The following is a 15,664-nucleotide window of genomic DNA, read 5'->3' on the forward strand; positions in this document are numbered from 1 at the left end:
GAGGGCTAGGGGAATGAAAAAGTCGTCTGCACAAGGTTCCGAAGATCCGATCCTGCAGTGGGTAACCTTCCGTCTGGACAACGAGTCCTACGGTATCAACGTCATGCAGGTGCAGGAAGTCCTGCGCTACACCGAGATCGCCCCGGTTCCGGGCGCCCCCAGCTACGTCCTGGGCATCATCAACCTGCGCGGCAACGTGGTGACGGTGATTGACACCCGCCAGCGTTTCGGCCTGATGCCGACCGAAGTCACCGACAATACCCGCATCGTCATCATCGAGGCGGACAAGCAGGTGGTCGGTATCCTGGTCGATAGCGTCGCCGAAGTGGTCTACCTGCGTCAGTCGGAGATCGAGACCGCACCGAACGTCGGCAACGAAGAGTCGGCCAAGTTCATCCAGGGCGTCTGCAACAAGAACGGCGAACTGCTGATCCTGGTCGAGCTGGACAAGATGATGACCGAGGAAGAGTGGTCCGAGCTGGAGAACATTTGAGTTGATCTTCGAGGTTGCTGTCATCTTCCTGGCGCTGCTCTGGGCGCTGAGCCTGTGGTTCTTCCTCAACTACAGCAAACGCCAGCGCGAGCTGGCCGCCCAGCAGGCCCAGGGCGATGCGCTGCGTGACCAGCGCATCAAGGACCTGGCCAAGCGCCTGGACGACTACCAGAACGGCACCGTGCGCATGGGCGAGGCGATCCATGAACTGCGCGCGGTGGTGGCGCCGTTGCCCGAGAAACTGCAGCAACTGGAGCAGCGCGACCCCAACAGCGTCACCTTCGCCCAGGCCGCCAAGCTGGTGGGGATGGGCGCGAGCGTCGAGGAACTGACCCAGACCTGCGGGTTGACCCAGGCCGAGGCGCAGTTGATGAGCAAGCTGCACCGCGGCGAGTGATGATCCGGGCGACGCAAGTCGCCCGGCTTGTATCAGGGTTTCGCCCACGAATTGTTGTTGCCTACCGTCACAAGGTCTCTCAGCGCCTGGTCGCCACGCTGCGCCTCGGAAATGCCGGCGTGGGCTGGACTTGTGAGGAAGGTGAAGTCTTTCTGAGGGACTGACTCCAGCTTGGTGATTTGTCGCAAGATACGCAGCCTGGACAGATCCTCGTAGTCCTCATCGTCAATCACATCGTTGAGGACGCCAGGACCGGTCATCTCGTTCAGTTTCTTGGCGTAGGTCTCATGATCGGGGGCGCCATACAACGGTCTGCTGTCATAAAAGTTCGGGTTGTCCTCGAAGCGTTTGAGTATCTCATCGGAGATAGCGTCCAGCGTATCGTTCCCCGCATGACTGCCAATCAAGCTGTTCGAGTAGGCGCAATGCATGCCCAGGCGTGCATTGTCCATCGGGGCGCCCAGCACAAGACCATTTTGCGTCGCTTTCAAGGGCGTCGAGGCGATCATTGCATCGGCGTCCGGATGATCGCCAAGGGTGCGCAGGGTGTCGTCGATGTCTATATAAACGCCGCCTTCGCTGTTGAGTAGTTGGTAGCGAAGCACGTCGCAGGCCGAAGCATAATTTCCACCTTTGATGGCCTTCTCGTATTGCCCAAAGTAAGGACTGTCCTGGAAGTCATCGTAGAAGGCTTGCTCTTCCAGCGGCAGTATCTGCAGATTCTCAGCATGCTTGAGCAGCGCGGCATGGTTGATGCTGTATACATTCGAATCGGCAGTGGACAGGTATATCCGGTAGGAGGTTCTGGAATGCAGCAACCCCCTGGCGTTGGCTTCCACGGTCTTCAGCAGATTGTCGGGGATGATTTTGTCACCGACCCAGATATTCAGGATCTGCTTGGGAAGTTCGAACATTTCGCTGGTGGGCGTTGGGATTTTGATGGGCAGTTGCAGGTCGACGCCCAGTGCGCGCAATGTCCTCATGCGCATGGCGTCAGTGACTGGGCGGTTTGTGACATCGATGACTTCCAGGCCGTTGCTCTGCTCGGAAACCTGATAATAGGTTGGCGATTCATTCTTGCTATTCGGCCTGCGGACGAATGCATCGTGTTCACTGTCGTAGCGTACTTCGAACCTCGCTTCTTCCAGGGTTGCCTCCATATGCTTTACGCCATTGCCATCAATGAATCGAGTGATCCAGTTGCCTAGATGGCTATCTTGTGGAAGTGCTATTGGCTCTGGAGGTGGGGCGAAGAATTGCGCGGCCCCCTCTTCGGGTAGCCTGGGCGGATCCATGGGGCTAAGAGGGTAACCCAACTGATCGTTCACTCGCGTTGGCATGACGAATCGTGGGCTTTTGCCAGGGAACAGGATTTTCACGCGAGTCGCTTCTCGCAAGACCAGCGGGACGGCATTGAGCAGGCCGAACTCGATGTTGCTTACGCCGTCGGCCTTGTCCTCCAGTGTCTTGCCGTTGATTGCCTGGTCGATCCCCAGGCCAAATTGCGCGATGCCACCGACGGCCAGCAGTGGTATGAGTTCGGGCACCACCAGCGCCAGGGGCGCCAGCAGATTGATCGAGGTCACCAGGTAGTCACGCCAGTGGGCCTTGGTCACTTGCGTCCTGCTGGTGATGAGAAAGTCGGCGTCGGCATAGCTGCGTTTGCGCTGGCGCAGCGTGAGGGCTTCGAACAAGTCGCCTTCTATCAATGGGCTGTACTTGTGGGGCTTGTAGTTGACGTAGTCCCTGGGAGGCCATGGACCATCGACGGTGAAGCCTGGCCGGTTGGGCGATCGCGTGTGGAAGCGCGGGAAGGTGCCAAGGCCATCCAGCGCGGTATCCAGCCCGCTGAAGTCCAGGCCGTCGGGGGTGTCTGCCGCTTTGAAATACTGACGCAGGCGCTGGCGTTTTTCGCTGGTGCGGCACTGTTCAGCGAACCAGTCCTTCAGGGCATTCATGCCGTCGAACTCATGGAAGGGTGATGAATTTCCCGGCAGGTACAGCAGTACTGGCTGATGTGCTGGGTCAGCAATCTGGATGATGTCGGTGGCGGCGTAGCCATAGACATTCAGAGGCCTGATTTCCAGGCCGGAAGCTCTCGGCATGAGTCCCGCCGCTTGCCAGGCCAACTGACGGCCAGCGTCACTCAGGGAACCTTCCTGGACCTGTTTGTTGCAGGCTGCGATAAAGCTTATTTGCAGAGACTGTGGATGGGTTTTGCTGGTCTTTTGCCAATACTCGTCCAGCATCGAGACGAAGCGGGTGTGAACGTCCAGATCCCAGATGAACCGCTGCATGGCCTCGACATCCACTGGCAGGTGCGTGGTGCTGTCGTAGCGGGCCGGGGTGGACCTGCGGAAGACACCGTCGAAGACCGAGAAACGTGCGCTGTTGTCGAGCGGTCCGAGCGCTGGCAGATGTTCGACAATGGTCAGCGGGCCGTCTGGCAAGGTACCTGCCCAGTTACCCGGGAATAGCTGGCCAACCAGGTCCTTGTTGTTTTCACCTTGCCAGTTCGAGAGCACCGCCTGGGTGAGTGAAAGGCGCTGGGCAATCATGACCTGATTGCCACGGTAGTGCAGGGTGACGACGTCGGTCTGGTCGGGGTCGAGTTGATGTTGCTCTTGCCCAGCCCATTCACGGATTGCCTTGGCGGCAAATAGGCTAGGCCTGGGAATATTCTGCAGGTGGCGGCGGATGAACTGTTTGCCCGCGTTATTTACAAAAGTGGAAGCCATTGGAATCGATCCGTGTGGATTAATGAGGCTCCACGGTAGCGACGGCGATGTCCCAAGCTTGCGTATATGTTTACCACCTGAAGACAAGGGCGGCCGTCAGGCCGCCCTTGTTACATCAGGGCTTGGCCCACGAGTGGTAGTTTCCGACTTCGGCTACCTGATTGAGCGGAATGTCGCCGGTCGCGGCTTCCCGCAAGGCCTGTTCGATCGGGGTCACCAGGTACATCGGATTGTGTTGCGGCAAGGCGTGCAGGTTGATGATCCGCCGTAGTGCCCGCAGCCGTGGCAGGCGCTGGTCGATGACATCATTTAGCAGGCCGGGCCCGGTCATGTGGCTCAGGCGCAAGGCATAGGCATCGAATTCGGGGCCCTTCACTACTGGCCTGTTGCCGTAGAAGTCACGGTTGGCCAGGTAGCGCTCGTGCATGGTGTCCGAGATCGCCTGCAGCGTCGGGTTGCCAGCATGGCTGGCGATCATGTTGGTGTTGTACTGGCAGTGCATCCCCAGGGCGTCGTTGTTCATCGGGCCACCTAAAATGAGGCTGTCCGGTGTGGTGGCCAGGGTCACCGAGTCGATCGCGGCGCGGTTGGGATTGTCCGGATGAACCGGGTCGGCAAGCAAGGTATCGTCGACGTCCAGGTACAATCCGCCTTCCTCGGCGAGCAGGGGATAGCGCAGGATGTCGGATGCCGAAGAGAAATTTGCACCTGCGCCGCCAACGGCATCTTGATACTGCTCGAAGTATTTGGTTTCGCGCAACCTTGCGAAGAACGGCTGCTCCTCCAGGGTCAGCACATCGAGATGCGGTGCGTGTGCGGCCAGTAGCCTCAGGTTCGCGCCGAAGGCCTGGGCATTGGCGTTGGACAGGAACAGTCGGTAGGCATACTGGCTGTTCGTCAGGCGTTGCTGATTGCGGACCAGCGTGGTCAACAGTTTGGGTGCGATCACCTTGTCGCCTACCCAGAGGCTCGAGATCTTCCGTGGGATCGGCTGGCGCAGGTGTGCCTCGAAGGGCGGGATTTCCAAAGGCAGTTGCACATCCACGCCCATGGCTCGCAGGCTGCTTATGCGCATCGGGTCGGTGACTGTGCGTGCGTTCAGGGGCATCTCGACAAGCCCATGGCCTTCTGGCGATACCTGGTAGTAGCTTGGCCTTATCTCGTTGGCCTCGGACTCAAGGATGAAAGCATCATGTTCACTGTCGTAGAGGACCAGTGTGTTGTAGCCATTCAACAGGGATTGAAGCTGCGCTTGCGAGTCCGCAGAGACCGGCACGTGCGCCAGCCATTGGGCAATGGCGGTGTCGCCGCCGGGCAAGGGGGGGACTGTCGAGCCGAACAGACCGGCCAGCTGGCGTTCGGGCAGTGCCGGGGGCGTCATCGGGCTCAATGGGTAGCCCAGTTGGTCGTTCACCCGACTGGGGAAGATAAAACACCTGTCTTTGGCGGGGTACAGCACTCGCGCTCGCGCCAATGGGCGCAAGGCAAGTGGTGCAGCGTTCATTAGCCCGAACTCGATGTTCGTCACGCCCTCGGCCTTGTCTTCAAGTGACTTGCCGTTGAGTGCCTGATCGATCCCAGCCGCGAACTGGGCAATGCCACCCAGAGCAAGCAGCGGCGCCAGTTCTGGCAGTACCACGGCCAAGGGGGCCAGCAGATTGATGGTATTGACCACATAGCCGCGCCAGCGCGCCTTGTTCACCTCCTGATTGCTGGTAACGATGAAGTCAGCGTTGGCATAGCTGCGCTTGCGCTGACGCAGGCTCAGGGCTTCGAACAGATCGCCGTCGAGCTTCGGGCTGTATTTGTCCGGACGGTAGTTGACGTAGTCCCTGGGTGACCAGCGGCCGTCGGTGGTGAATCCCGGTCGGTTTGGCGAGCGATAGTGGATGCCCGGGTAGGCGCCCAGGCCTTCGAGGGCGGTGTCCAGGCCGCTGAAGTCCAGTCCATCTGGCGTGTCGGCCAAGTTGAAATGCTGGCGCAGGCGCTGACGTTTATCGGGGTTCTGGCACTGTCTGGCGAACCAGTCCTGAAGCGCCGCCATGTTGGCGAACTCGTGAAGGGGGGAGGCGTTGCCTGGCAGGTAGAGCACGGTGAGCGGTTGGGATTTGTCGGTGATGCACAGCAGATCGGTGGCACTGTAACCGTAGACGTTCAGTGGCCTGATTCGCAGGCCAACCGCCCGAGGGGCCAAGCCGGCAGCCTGCCAGGCCAGCTGGCGTGCCCCATCGCTCAATGAGCCTTCGCTTACCTGCTTGTTGCAGGCGGTGATGAAGCTGATCCGCATGGACAGCTGGTGGCCATGCAGGGCGCGCTGCCAGTAGTTGTCCAGCATGTCGGTGAAGCGGGCGTGAAAATCCAGGTTCCAGATGAAGCGCTGCAGGGCTTCGACATCCACGGCAAGATGCGTTGTGCTGTCGTATTGGCCGTTACCGGTCCGGCGGAACAGACCATTGAATACCGAATGATCGGCACCGTTCGCCCATGGCTCACGAGCAGGCAATCGATCGACGATCTGCAGCGGGCCGGATGGCAGGGTACCGGACCAATGACCCGGGAGCAGTTGGCCGATCAGGTTCTTGTCGGTCTCGCCTTGCCAGTTCGAGAGCACCGCTTCGGTCAGTGACAGGCGCTGGACGATGACGGCCTGGTGGCCTCGGTAGTGCAGGGTGACGACGTCGGTCTGATCCGGATCCAGGTCCGATCCCTGGCGTTTGGCCCAGTCACGGATGGCTTGTGCGGCGTGCTTGTCGGGGCGGGGGATGGTCTGCAGGTGATCGCGAACGAGCTGTACGCCCAGGTTGGTGATGAAGGTTGGAGGCATGATTGAGTCGACCTGTGTGGAGAAACCAGGCACAACGGTGACTCAACCCTTATGTCGGGGAGCGGTAATGAATTATCGCGCAAGCATGGCATTGCCCCTTTGGGAGTGGTGCCACACGCAGGGTCAGCGTGTATCCACGCCTGCCGGCAGGAACAGCTGCTCGGGCGTGATATCCCGTGGCGGCGCAGGCTGGTCGTCGAAGCCCACCGGCACTTTGCCGCGCAATTGCCAGGCGAAGGCGATGATCTCGGCGATGGTCAGGTACAGCGCCTCGGGGATCTGCTCGCCCAGTTCCAGCCTGGCCAGCAGGCGTACCAGCTCGGCGTTCTCGTAGATCGGCACTTCATGTTCACGGGCCAGGGCGAGGATGGCCTCGGCCAGTTCGTCGTCGCCCTTGGCGCTCAGGGTCGGGGCCTGCTGGCCGTCGTAGCTCAGGGCAATGGCCTGGCGTGGCTGCTTGTGCTTCATGCGGTCTCATCCACCCAGCGTTGTTCGAGGCGTGTGCGGGGGCCTTGCGGTGGCGTGCCGGGGTGGCACTCCAGGTCGCCGACATCCAGGCCGCGGGCCAGCAGGCGCTCGCGCAGCGTGCCGAGCTGACTGTCGATCAGGCGGGCGGTCTGTTCCTGCTCTGCCCACAGCTGTCCCGACAGACGTCCTTGCAGCAGTTGCGCCTGGACCTGCAGCGGACCGAGTGGTGACAGGTCGAAGGCCAGTTCGATCCGCCATATGGCCTCCAGCGGATCACGCCCTTCACGTTCGCGATCGGCTTGCTGCTCCGGCGTTTCCTCGCGCTGCAGCTTGACCTGCAGGGGAATGAACTCCTGGCCATGGCGGATGGGGATCTCGGTCTGCCAGGTGGTCTGTTGGTTGCCGTTCTCCAGTGGTCCGGATTGCTGCAGGCTGGACAGCGCATGGCTCTGCAGGCGCGAGATGGCGGCGGCGGCCAGGCGCAGCAATTGCTGCAGGTCGCCTTCGTTTTCCAGGCTCTGCAACAGCCGCGAGGGCAGGGGGAAGGCTCCAGGTTGCGGGCGCGGGCTGACCTGGCCGAGCATGCCCAGGGCGCTGCGGGCGAAACCGGGCAGGGCATGGGCCAACGTACTGGTCTGTGCGGGCGTGAGCATCTGTCCCGTGGGAGGATTGGGCAACTGTGCGATCAGCCTGACCAGTTGCGTCTTCAGGTCGGGCGCCACGCCGCTTGCCAGGCCACCCAGCAGCTTGGCTTCAAGGAAGGCGCCACTGTTGTTCAGGGCCTGGGCCAGATTCTTCGCATCACCCAGTTGGCGGGCATCGGGCAGGCTGGCCAGCAGGCGTTCGGCGCTGGCGCGCAGTTGCGTGCCAGCGTCGCCGGAGGTGGCGACCTGCTGCAGGGCATTGAGCAAGCCAGGCAGCGAGGCCTGGCGGCCTTGCTGGGTCGCCAGCTGCTGGGCAATGGCCAGTTGATCCTGGCGGCCGCTCAAGGGAACGAAGCGCAGCGACTGGTCACCTTGTACCAGCGCGCTGAGCAGGCTGCCGATCGGCAGTGGCCGCGGGCTGTCGATGGCCAGGGTGGCGCCGGCCTGGCTGCTGTTGAGCAGGCTTACCAGCGAGCGGAAACTGGCGATCTCGCCGGCGTTCTGAACCAGGGGCTGGCTGGTCAGGACCTTGCCTTGCAGCAGTGTGCCGACTGGAACCTGGCTGGTGTCCAGGCGGGTGAGGGTAGTGATGTTGTTGGCGTTGACCTGCTGCACCATGACCGCCAGGCGGTTGCTTTCAGTCTGCGTGACCGTGATCTGGCTGCCCTGGGGCAGGGGTTGGCTGGCATTGGCCTGCAACTGGGTCTGGTTGCCGTTGCCCTGGGTCAGGCGTAGCAACAGCTGGAAATCCACGCCGACCTGGCGCATCGACATGACCTCGGCACGTGCCGTCTCGCCCGGGGCCAGCAGGCCGGGTTGCGCTTGCAGCAGGCGCAGCAGCTCGCCGGTCATGGCCGCCTTGGCCGCCTGGGGCCCTGGCACGGTTTGTGCGCCGAGACTATTGATTTCAGTCATGATTGTATACAACCTGTCGAACTCGGCCTCTTGGCAGCGCGGTGACGCGTGTAATAATGCCGACCGCCCATTGTTGCCAGTATAACGGCAGCGCGGCGGGCGACTTGAGACATAGGGGCTTTGGAGCGGCGTTGCCTGCTTCGCGGGTGAACCCGCTCCCACAAGGTACGGCGCAGCTTTCAGATGCCGCGCAAGACCCTGTGGGAGCGGGTTCACCCGCGAAGCAGGCGACACCGCCCCGAAGCCCTACATAGATAAGGCGAAACCGTGACCCTTCACCTCCAAGCCGCAGGCCTGGCCTGCGAGCGCGACTGGCGCTTGCTGTTCGAGCAGCTCGATTTCGAGCTGGGCGCTGGCGACATGCTGCAGATCAGCGGCCCCAACGGCAGCGGCAAGACCAGCCTGCTGCGCCTGCTGGCCGGGCTGATGCAACCCACCGCCGGGCAGATCCTGCTCGGTGGCCAGCCGTTGGCCGAACAACGCCATGCCCTGGCCAGCATCCTGCTGTGGATCGGCCATGCCGCCGGGATCAAGGACCTGCTTACCGCCGAAGAGAACCTCGCCTGGCTCTGCGCCCTGCACCGGCCGGCCGGCCGCGAGGCGATCTGGCAGGCACTGGAGGCTGTCGGCTTGCGCGGTTTCGAGGACGTGCCCTGTCACACCCTGTCCGCCGGCCAGCAGCGCCGGGTCGCCCTGGCACGGCTGTACCTGGACAGCCCGCCGCTGTGGATCCTCGACGAACCCTTCACCGCCCTCGACAAGCAGGGCGTGGCCCAGCTGGAAGCTCACCTCGCGGCCCACTGCGAGCGGGGCGGCACCGTGGTGCTGACCACCCACCATACGCTCGAGCGCAAGCCATCCGGCTACCGTGAGCTGAACCTGGGGCAATGGGCGGCATGAGCGTATTCCTTCTGCTGTTGCGCCGCGAGGCGCGCCTGTTGTTCCGCCGCCCGGCGGAGCTGGCCAATCCGCTGGTGTTCTTCGCCATTGTCGTCGCCCTGTTTCCGCTGGCGGTCGGTCCTGAGACACAATTGTTGCAAACCTTGTCGCCGGGACTGGTCTGGGTCGCGGCCCTGCTGGCGGTGTTGCTGTCGCTGGACGGGCTGTTCCGCAGCGATTTCGAGGACGGTTCGCTCGAACAGTGGGTGCTTTCGCCGCACCCGCTGGCGCTGCTGGTATTGGCCAAGGTGCTGGCGCACTGGATCTTTTCCGGGCTGGCGCTGGTATTGTTGGCGCCACTGCTGGCGCTGATGCTGGGCCTGCCGAGCGCCTGCCTGCCGGTGCTGCTCGCCTCACTGCTGCTGGGCACGCCGGTGCTGAGCCTGCTGGGCGCGGTGGGCGCGGCGCTGACGGTCGGTCTGAAGCGCGGCGGCCTGCTGCTGGCGTTGCTGATTCTGCCGTTGTATATCCCTGTATTGATCCTGGGCAGTGGTGCGTTGCAGGCGGCGTTGCAGAATATGCCGGCCACCGGCCATCTGCTCTGGCTCGCCAGCCTGACGGCCCTGGCGGTGACACTGGCACCCTTTGCGATCGCGGCCGGCCTGAAGATCAGCGTCGGCGAATAACGAGTCTCGGGCACCGCAGCCCGGCCAATACCCTGGATGTACCCTGATGAAAATGAGTTGGACGTGGTTCCACAAGCTGGGTTCCCCCAAATGGTTCTATGCCATCAGCGGCCGCATGCTGCCGTGGCTGACCGTTTCCTCTGTCGTGCTGCTGCTGGTCGGCATCACCTGGGGCCTGGCCTTCGCCCCCCAGGACTACCAGCAGGGCAACAGTTTCCGCATCATCTATATCCACGTGCCGACGGCCATGCTCGCCCAGTCGTGCTACGTGATGCTCGCGGTGGCGGGGGTGGTGGGGCTGGTGTGGAAGATGAAACTGGCCGACGTCGCGCTGCAGTGCGCGGCGCCCATCGGCGCCTGGATGACCGCGGTAGCCTTGGTTACCGGGGCGATCTGGGGCAAGCCCACCTGGGGTAGCTGGTGGGTCTGGGATGCGCGCCTGACGTCCATGCTCATCCTGCTGTTCCTGTACTTCGGCATCATCGCCCTGGGCCAGGCCATCAGCAATCGCGACAGCGCGGCCAAGGCCTGTGCGGTGCTGGCGATCGTCGGCGTGGTCAACATCCCGATCATCAAGTACTCGGTGGAGTGGTGGAACACCCTGCACCAGGGCGCCACCTTCACGCTGACCGAAAAGCCGGCCATGCCGGTGGAAATGTGGCTGCCGCTGCTGCTCACCGCGCTGGGTTTCTACTGCTTCTTCGGCGCCGTGCTGCTGCTGCGCATGCGCCTCGAAGTGCTCAAACGCGAAGCCCGCGCCAGTTGGGTCAAGGATGAGGTGCTGGGGCAACTCGGACGGGAGGCGGTACGATGAGCTTTGCGTCCTTCAGTGATTTTCTCGCCATGGGCCACCATGGCCTGTACGTCTGGTCGGCCTACGGCATCTGCCTGGCGGTGCTGGCGCTGAATGTCGCCGCGCCCCTGCTGGCCCGTCGCCGCTACCTGCAAGAAGAGGCGCGTCGTCTGCGCCGGGAGAGCAAACCGTGAATCCGCAGCGCAAGAAACGCCTGTTCATCATCCTCGGCCTGCTGGCCGGTGTCGGCGTCGCCGTGGGCTTCGCCCTGAGCGCGCTGCAGCAGAACATCAACCTGTTCTACACCCCGACGCAGATCGCCAACGGCGAGGCGCCGCTGGATACCCGCATCCGCGCCGGCGGCATGGTCGAGAAAGGTTCGGTGCAGCGCTCGGCCGATTCGCTCGATGTGCGTTTCGTGGTTACCGACTACACAAAATCAGTGCCGATCACCTACCGCGGCATCCTCCCCGACCTGTTCCGCGAAGGGCAGGGCATCGTCGCCCTTGGCAAGCTCAACGCCGACGGCGTGGTGGTGGCCGACGAGGTGCTGGCCAAGCACGACGAGAAATACATGCCGCCGGAAGTCACCAAGGCCCTGAAGGAAAGCGGCCAGGCCGCCAGCGACGCGGGAGCCAAACCATGAATGCGGCCCTGGTGATCCCCGAACTCGGCCAGCTGGCGATGATCCTGGCGATCTGCTTCGCCGCCGTGCAGGCCACTGTACCGCTGCTCGGCGCCTGGCGCGGCGACAGCCTGTGGATGGGCCTGGCGCGGCCGGCGGCCTGGGGGCAGTTTGCCTTCCTGGCGTTCGCCTTCGCCTGCCTGACCCACGCCTTCATGACCGACAACTTCTCGGTCGCCTACGTCGCCAGCAACTCCAACAGCGCCTTGCCCTGGTACTACAAGTTCAGCGCCGTGTGGGGCGCCCACGAAGGCTCGCTGCTGCTGTGGGCGTTGATCCTCGGTGGCTGGACCTTCGCCGTGTCGATCTTCTCGCGTCAGTTGCCGCAGGTGATGCTGGCGCGCGTGCTGGCGGTGATGGGCATGATCAGCGTGGGCTTCCTGAGCTTCCTGATCATCACCTCCAACCCGTTCTCGCGCCTGCTGCCGCAGGTGCCGGGCGATGGTCGCGACCTCAACCCGCTGTTGCAGGACTTCGGCCTGATCGTCCACCCGCCGATGCTGTACATGGGCTACGTGGGCTTCTCGGTGGCCTTCGCCTTCGCCATCGCCGCCTTGCTCGGCGGGCGCCTCGATGCCGCCTGGGCGCGCTGGTCGCGGCCCTGGACCATCGTCGCCTGGGCCTTCCTCGGCGTGGGCATCACCCTTGGCTCGTGGTGGGCCTATTACGAGCTGGGCTGGGGTGGCTGGTGGTTCTGGGACCCGGTCGAGAACGCCTCGTTCATGCCTTGGCTGGTGGGCACGGCACTGATCCACTCGCTGGCGGTCACCGAAAAGCGCGGGGTGTTCAAGAGCTGGACCGTGCTGCTGGCCATCGCCGCGTTCTCCCTGAGCCTGCTGGGTACCTTCCTGGTGCGCTCCGGCGTGTTGACCTCGGTGCACGCGTTCGCCGCCGACCCGTCGCGCGGTATCTTCATCCTGATCTTCCTGCTGTTCGTGGTCGGTGGCTCGCTGACCCTGTTCGCCCTGCGCGCGCCGGTGGTCAAGAGCCAGGTGGGCTTTGCCCTGTGGTCCCGTGAAACCCTGCTGCTGGCCAACAACCTGGTGCTGGTGGTGGCGGCCTCGATGATCCTGCTGGGCACCCTCTACCCGCTGGTGCTCGACGCCCTGACCGGGGCCAAGCTGTCGGTCGGCCCGCCTTACTTCGACGCCCTTTTCCTGCCGTTGATGGCGCTGCTGATGGTGGTGCTCGGCGTGGGCGTGGTGGTGCGCTGGAAGGACACTCCCGGCAAATGGCTGGCCGGCATGCTGACCCCGGTGCTGGTCGGCAGTGCAGTGCTGGCGCCGGTCGCCGGGCTGATCGTCGACGACTTCGACTGGCCGGCCCTGAGCGTGTTCGCCCTGGCCGCCTGGGTGGTCCTGAGCGGCGTGCGCGACATCCTCGACAAGACCCGTCACAAAGGCCTGGCCAAGGGGCTGGCGGGTCTGAGCCGCAGCTACTGGGGCATGCACCTGGCGCACCTGGGCCTGGTGGTGTGCGCCCTGGGCGTGGTGCTGTCGAGCAACAACAGCGCCGAGCGCGACCTGCGCATGGCGCCGGGCGAGACCGTCGAGCTGGGGGGCTATCACTTCCTGTTCGAGGGCGCCAAGCACTTCGAAGGCCCGAACTTCATTTCCGACAAGGGCACCGTGCGGGTTTCGCGCGATGGCCGCGAAGTGTCCGTGCTGCACCCGGAGAAACGCCTGTACACCGTGCAGCAGTCGATGATGACCGAGGCCGGCATCGACGCCGGTTTCACCCGCGACCTGTATGTCGCCCTGGGCGAGCCGTTGGAAAACGGCGCCTGGGCGGTGCGGGTGCATATCAAACCCTATGTCCGCTGGATCTGGCTGGGCGGTCTGCTGACCGGCCTGGGCGGCTTGCTGGCGGCCTTCGACCGACGCTACCGCGTCAAGGTCAAGACCCGGGTGCGTGAGGCCCTGGGCGTGTCTGGAGCAACTGCATGAAGCGTTGGATCATGGTGGTACCGCTGGCGGTGTTCCTGCTGGTGGCGGTCTTTCTCTACAAGGGGTTGTTCTTGAAACCCGACGAACTGCCTTCGGCGATGATCGGCAAGCCGTTCCCGACGTTCGCGCTGGCGAGCGTGCAGGGCGATCGCAGCCTCACCCAGGCCGACCTGATCGGCCGCCCGGCGCTGGTCAACGTGTGGGGCACCTGGTGCCCGTCGTGCAAGGTCGAGCACCCGTACCTGAACCAGCTGGCCGAGCAGGGCGTGGTGATCCACGGGGTCAACTACAAGGACGACAACGCCGCCGCGCTGAAGTGGCTGGCTGAGTTCCACAACCCATACCAGCTGAACATCGCCGACCAGCAAGGCTCGCTGGGCCTGGACCTGGGCGTGTACGGCGCGCCGGAAACCTTCCTGATCGACGCCAAGGGCATCATCCGCTACAAGCACGTGGGCGTGGTCGATGCCACGGTGTGGCGCGAGCAGCTGGCGCCGCTGTACCAGGGCCTGGTCGACGAGGCCCGGCCATGAGGCGCTGGCTGGCGGCCGCCGTGCTCGGCCTGAGCCTGGCCGGCGTGGCCAAGGCGGCCATCGACACCTACCAGTTCCGCGACGACGCCGAGCGCGAGCGCTATCAGCAACTGACCAAGGAACTGCGCTGCCCCAAGTGCCAGAACCAGGACATCGCCGATTCCAACGCGCCCATCGCCGCCGACTTGCGCCGCGAGATCTTCCGCATGCTGGGCGAGGGCAAGGACAACCAGCAGATCGTCGATTTCATGGTCGATCGCTATGGCGACTTCGTGCGCTACAAGCCAGCGCTCAGCGGGCGCACCTGGCTGCTCTGGTTCGGCCCGGGGATCCTCCTGGTCGCAGGCTTCGTGGTGCTGGCGCTGATCGTGCGCCGTCGCCGTGGCCAGGCCGTGGCCGGCAATACCGAACTGTCCGCCGACGAACGCGAGCGTCTGGCCAAACTGCTGGATAAAGAACGTACCCATGACTGAATTCTGGCTTAGCGCGGGCCTGCTGCTGCTCGCCGCCCTGGCTTTCCTGCTGTTGCCGATCCTGCGCGGTCACCGCCGCCAGCAGGCCGAGCAGGATCGTACCGCCCTCAACGTGGCGCTCTATGAAGAGCGCGTTGCCGAACTGGTTGCCCAGCAGGCGGCCGGCGTTCTTGATGAACAACAACTGGCCAATGGTCGTGACGAGGCCGCCCGTGAGCTGCTGGCCGACACCGAGCGCGGCGAGGTGACGCGTCAGGGCCACCTGGGCAAGGCCGTGCCGCTGCTGGCGGCGGTGCTGGTGCCGGCCATGGCCCTGGGGCTGTACCTGCACTTCGGCGCCGCAGACAAGGTCGAGCTGACCCAGGAGTTCGCCAGCGCGCCGCAGTCGATGGCGGAAATGACCACGCGCCTGGAGCGTGCGGTGCAGGCCCAGCCCGACTCGGCCGAAGGCCTTTACTTCCTCGGTCGTGCCTATATGGCCGAGCAACGGCCGGCCGATGCGGCCAAGGCCTTCGAGCGCACCGTGGCCCTGGCCGGGCGTCAGCCCGAGCTGCTCGGGCAGTGGGCGCAGTCGCTGTACTTCGCCGCCGACAAACAGTGGTCGGCGCAATTGCAGGCACTCACCGATGAGGCGCTCAAGGCCGACCCGCAAGAGGTCACCAGCCTCGGCCTGCGTGGTATCGCCGCCTTCGAGGGCGAGCGCTACCAGGAGGCCATCGACTACTGGCAGCGTCTGCTGGCGCAGTTGCCGCAGGGCGACGCGTCCCGCGACGCGCTGCAGGGCGGCATCGACCGCGCCGCCGACAAACTCAAGGCCGGTGGCGGCAAGGTGGCCGAAACAGCGCGCCTGAAAGTGCGCGTAGAGTTGGCCGCGGCGCTCAAGGACAAGGTGCGTCCGGACGACACCGTGTTCATCTTCGCCCGCGCCAGCAATGGCCCGCCCATGCCGCTGGCGGCCAAGCGGGTGACGGTGGCGCAGCTGCCGATCGAGGTGGAGTTGTCCGATGCCGACGCGATGATGCCGCAGATGAAACTGTCGGACTTTGCCGAAGTCCAACTGGTTGCCCGAGTCTCGCGCGCCGGGCAGCCCACCCACGGTGAATGGAAGGGCCAGAGCGCCCCGCTGGCCACCGGCACCCGGGGCATCCAGCATGTGACCATCGACAGCCCCGACTCATAAGAGAGCCCCC

General features: G+C 63.9%; 15 protein-coding genes. 11 read left to right on the forward strand and 4 right to left on the reverse strand.

The window, feature by feature from the left end; all coding sequences use genetic code 11:
• Positions 1-13: 13 nt before the first annotated feature.
• Together LU671_RS18965 and LU671_RS18970 are read left to right on the forward strand one after the other, a co-directional pair.
• Positions 14-493, forward strand: coding sequence for a chemotaxis protein CheW (locus LU671_RS18965; protein ID WP_003254393.1), 480 nt, complete (start codon positions 14-16; stop codon positions 491-493).
• A 1-nt stretch (position 494) separates the two neighbouring features.
• Positions 495-890 carry a DUF2802 domain-containing protein gene (locus LU671_RS18970; RefSeq protein ID WP_023630608.1) on the forward strand — a complete coding sequence of 132 codons (396 nt, stop codon included), beginning with the start codon at positions 495-497 and terminating at the stop codon, positions 888-890.
• A 32-nt stretch (positions 891-922) separates the two neighbouring features.
• Here LU671_RS18970 and LU671_RS18975 read toward each other — a convergent pair whose 3' ends face one another.
• The 4 genes from LU671_RS18975 to fliK all read right to left on the reverse strand — a co-directional run bounded on the left by LU671_RS18975 (position 923) and on the right by fliK (position 8,479).
• Positions 923-3,628, reverse strand: a complete 2,706-nt coding sequence (locus LU671_RS18975) for a dermonecrotic toxin domain-containing protein (RefSeq protein ID WP_232856541.1) — start codon at positions 3,626-3,628, stop codon at positions 923-925.
• A 115-nt stretch (positions 3,629-3,743) separates the two neighbouring features.
• The gene (locus tag LU671_RS18980; RefSeq protein ID WP_232856542.1) at positions 3,744-6,452 is read right to left on the reverse strand and encodes a dermonecrotic toxin domain-containing protein; all 2,709 of its coding nucleotides are present in this window, start codon (positions 6,450-6,452) and stop codon (positions 3,744-3,746) included.
• Between the two features lie 123 nt (positions 6,453-6,575).
• A complete protein-coding gene (locus tag LU671_RS18985) occupies positions 6,576-6,920 on the reverse strand; it encodes an EscU/YscU/HrcU family type III secretion system export apparatus switch protein (protein WP_203651676.1) in 345 nt (114 codons plus the stop codon).
• Positions 6,917-8,479, reverse strand: a complete 1,563-nt coding sequence (gene fliK, locus LU671_RS18990) for a flagellar hook-length control protein FliK (RefSeq protein ID WP_232856543.1) — start codon at positions 8,477-8,479, stop codon at positions 6,917-6,919. The genes LU671_RS18985 and fliK overlap by 4 nt, the downstream gene beginning before the upstream one ends.
• 267 nt (positions 8,480-8,746) lie before the next feature.
• Between fliK and ccmA the strand changes: the two genes are divergently transcribed.
• The 9 genes from ccmA to ccmI are packed head-to-tail and all read left to right on the forward strand — an operon-like array spanning position 8,747 to position 15,654.
• Positions 8,747-9,379 (forward strand): cytochrome c biogenesis heme-transporting ATPase CcmA, encoded by a 633-nt coding sequence (gene ccmA, locus LU671_RS18995; RefSeq protein ID WP_232856544.1) that lies wholly within the window; start codon positions 8,747-8,749, stop codon positions 9,377-9,379.
• Entirely contained in the window at positions 9,376-10,044 is a 669-nt protein-coding gene (gene ccmB / locus LU671_RS19000) for a heme exporter protein CcmB (RefSeq protein ID WP_028691018.1), read from the forward strand. The genes ccmA and ccmB overlap by 4 nt, the downstream gene beginning before the upstream one ends.
• A 46-nt stretch (positions 10,045-10,090) precedes the next feature.
• Positions 10,091-10,858 carry a heme ABC transporter permease gene (locus LU671_RS19005; protein WP_232856545.1) on the forward strand — a complete coding sequence of 256 codons (768 nt, stop codon included), beginning with the start codon at positions 10,091-10,093 and terminating at the stop codon, positions 10,856-10,858.
• Positions 10,855-11,031 carry a heme exporter protein CcmD gene (gene ccmD, locus LU671_RS19010; protein ID WP_011534872.1) on the forward strand — a complete coding sequence of 59 codons (177 nt, stop codon included), beginning with the start codon at positions 10,855-10,857 and terminating at the stop codon, positions 11,029-11,031. The genes LU671_RS19005 and ccmD overlap by 4 nt, the downstream gene beginning before the upstream one ends.
• Positions 11,028-11,483, forward strand: coding sequence for a cytochrome c maturation protein CcmE (gene ccmE, locus LU671_RS19015; protein WP_028691020.1), 456 nt, complete (start codon positions 11,028-11,030; stop codon positions 11,481-11,483). Before ccmD ends, ccmE begins: the two co-directional genes overlap by 4 nt.
• Positions 11,484-11,494: 11 nt before the next feature.
• Complete coding sequence (locus tag LU671_RS19020; RefSeq protein WP_232856571.1) at positions 11,495-13,468, forward strand: heme lyase CcmF/NrfE family subunit; 1,974 nt, start codon at positions 11,495-11,497, stop codon at positions 13,466-13,468.
• Positions 13,465-14,001, forward strand: a complete 537-nt coding sequence (locus tag LU671_RS19025; protein WP_232856546.1) for a DsbE family thiol:disulfide interchange protein — start codon at positions 13,465-13,467, stop codon at positions 13,999-14,001. The genes LU671_RS19020 and LU671_RS19025 overlap by 4 nt, the downstream gene beginning before the upstream one ends.
• Entirely contained in the window at positions 13,998-14,474 is a 477-nt protein-coding gene (locus LU671_RS19030; RefSeq protein WP_232856547.1) for a cytochrome c-type biogenesis protein, read from the forward strand. The genes LU671_RS19025 and LU671_RS19030 overlap by 4 nt, the downstream gene beginning before the upstream one ends.
• Positions 14,467-15,654 carry a c-type cytochrome biogenesis protein CcmI gene (ccmI, locus tag LU671_RS19035; RefSeq protein ID WP_232856548.1) on the forward strand — a complete coding sequence of 396 codons (1,188 nt, stop codon included), beginning with the start codon at positions 14,467-14,469 and terminating at the stop codon, positions 15,652-15,654. The genes LU671_RS19030 and ccmI overlap by 8 nt, the downstream gene beginning before the upstream one ends.
• Positions 15,655-15,664: the final 10 nt, after the last annotated feature.

The organism is Pseudomonas sp. NMI760_13 (genome assembly GCF_021283245.1).
Taxonomy (GTDB): Bacteria; Pseudomonadota; Gammaproteobacteria; order Pseudomonadales; family Pseudomonadaceae; genus Aquipseudomonas; species Aquipseudomonas peradeniyensis.

Excerpts from the sequence above, each read along its gene's own strand:
- LU671_RS18980 (WP_232856542.1), bottom strand. The coding sequence starts at position 6,452 with ATGCCTCCAACCTTCATCACCAACCTGGGCGTACAGCTCGTTCGCGAT.
- LU671_RS18985 (WP_203651676.1), bottom strand. The coding sequence starts at position 6,920 with ATGAAGCACAAGCAGCCACGCCAGGCCATTGCCCTGAGCTACGACGGC.
- LU671_RS18965 (WP_003254393.1), top strand. The coding sequence starts at position 14 with ATGAAAAAGTCGTCTGCACAAGGTTCCGAAGATCCGATCCTGCAGTGG.
- ccmB (WP_028691018.1), top strand. The coding sequence starts at position 9,376 with ATGAGCGTATTCCTTCTGCTGTTGCGCCGCGAGGCGCGCCTGTTGTTC.
- LU671_RS19005 (WP_232856545.1), top strand. The coding sequence starts at position 10,091 with ATGAAAATGAGTTGGACGTGGTTCCACAAGCTGGGTTCCCCCAAATGG.
- LU671_RS18975 (WP_232856541.1), bottom strand. The coding sequence starts at position 3,628 with ATGGCTTCCACTTTTGTAAATAACGCGGGCAAACAGTTCATCCGCCGC.
- fliK (WP_232856543.1), bottom strand. The coding sequence starts at position 8,479 with ATGACTGAAATCAATAGTCTCGGCGCACAAACCGTGCCAGGGCCCCAG.
- ccmD (WP_011534872.1), top strand. The coding sequence starts at position 10,855 with ATGAGCTTTGCGTCCTTCAGTGATTTTCTCGCCATGGGCCACCATGGC.
- LU671_RS19025 (WP_232856546.1), top strand. The coding sequence starts at position 13,465 with ATGAAGCGTTGGATCATGGTGGTACCGCTGGCGGTGTTCCTGCTGGTG.
- LU671_RS19030 (WP_232856547.1), top strand. The coding sequence starts at position 13,998 with ATGAGGCGCTGGCTGGCGGCCGCCGTGCTCGGCCTGAGCCTGGCCGGC.
- ccmI (WP_232856548.1), top strand. The coding sequence starts at position 14,467 with ATGACTGAATTCTGGCTTAGCGCGGGCCTGCTGCTGCTCGCCGCCCTG.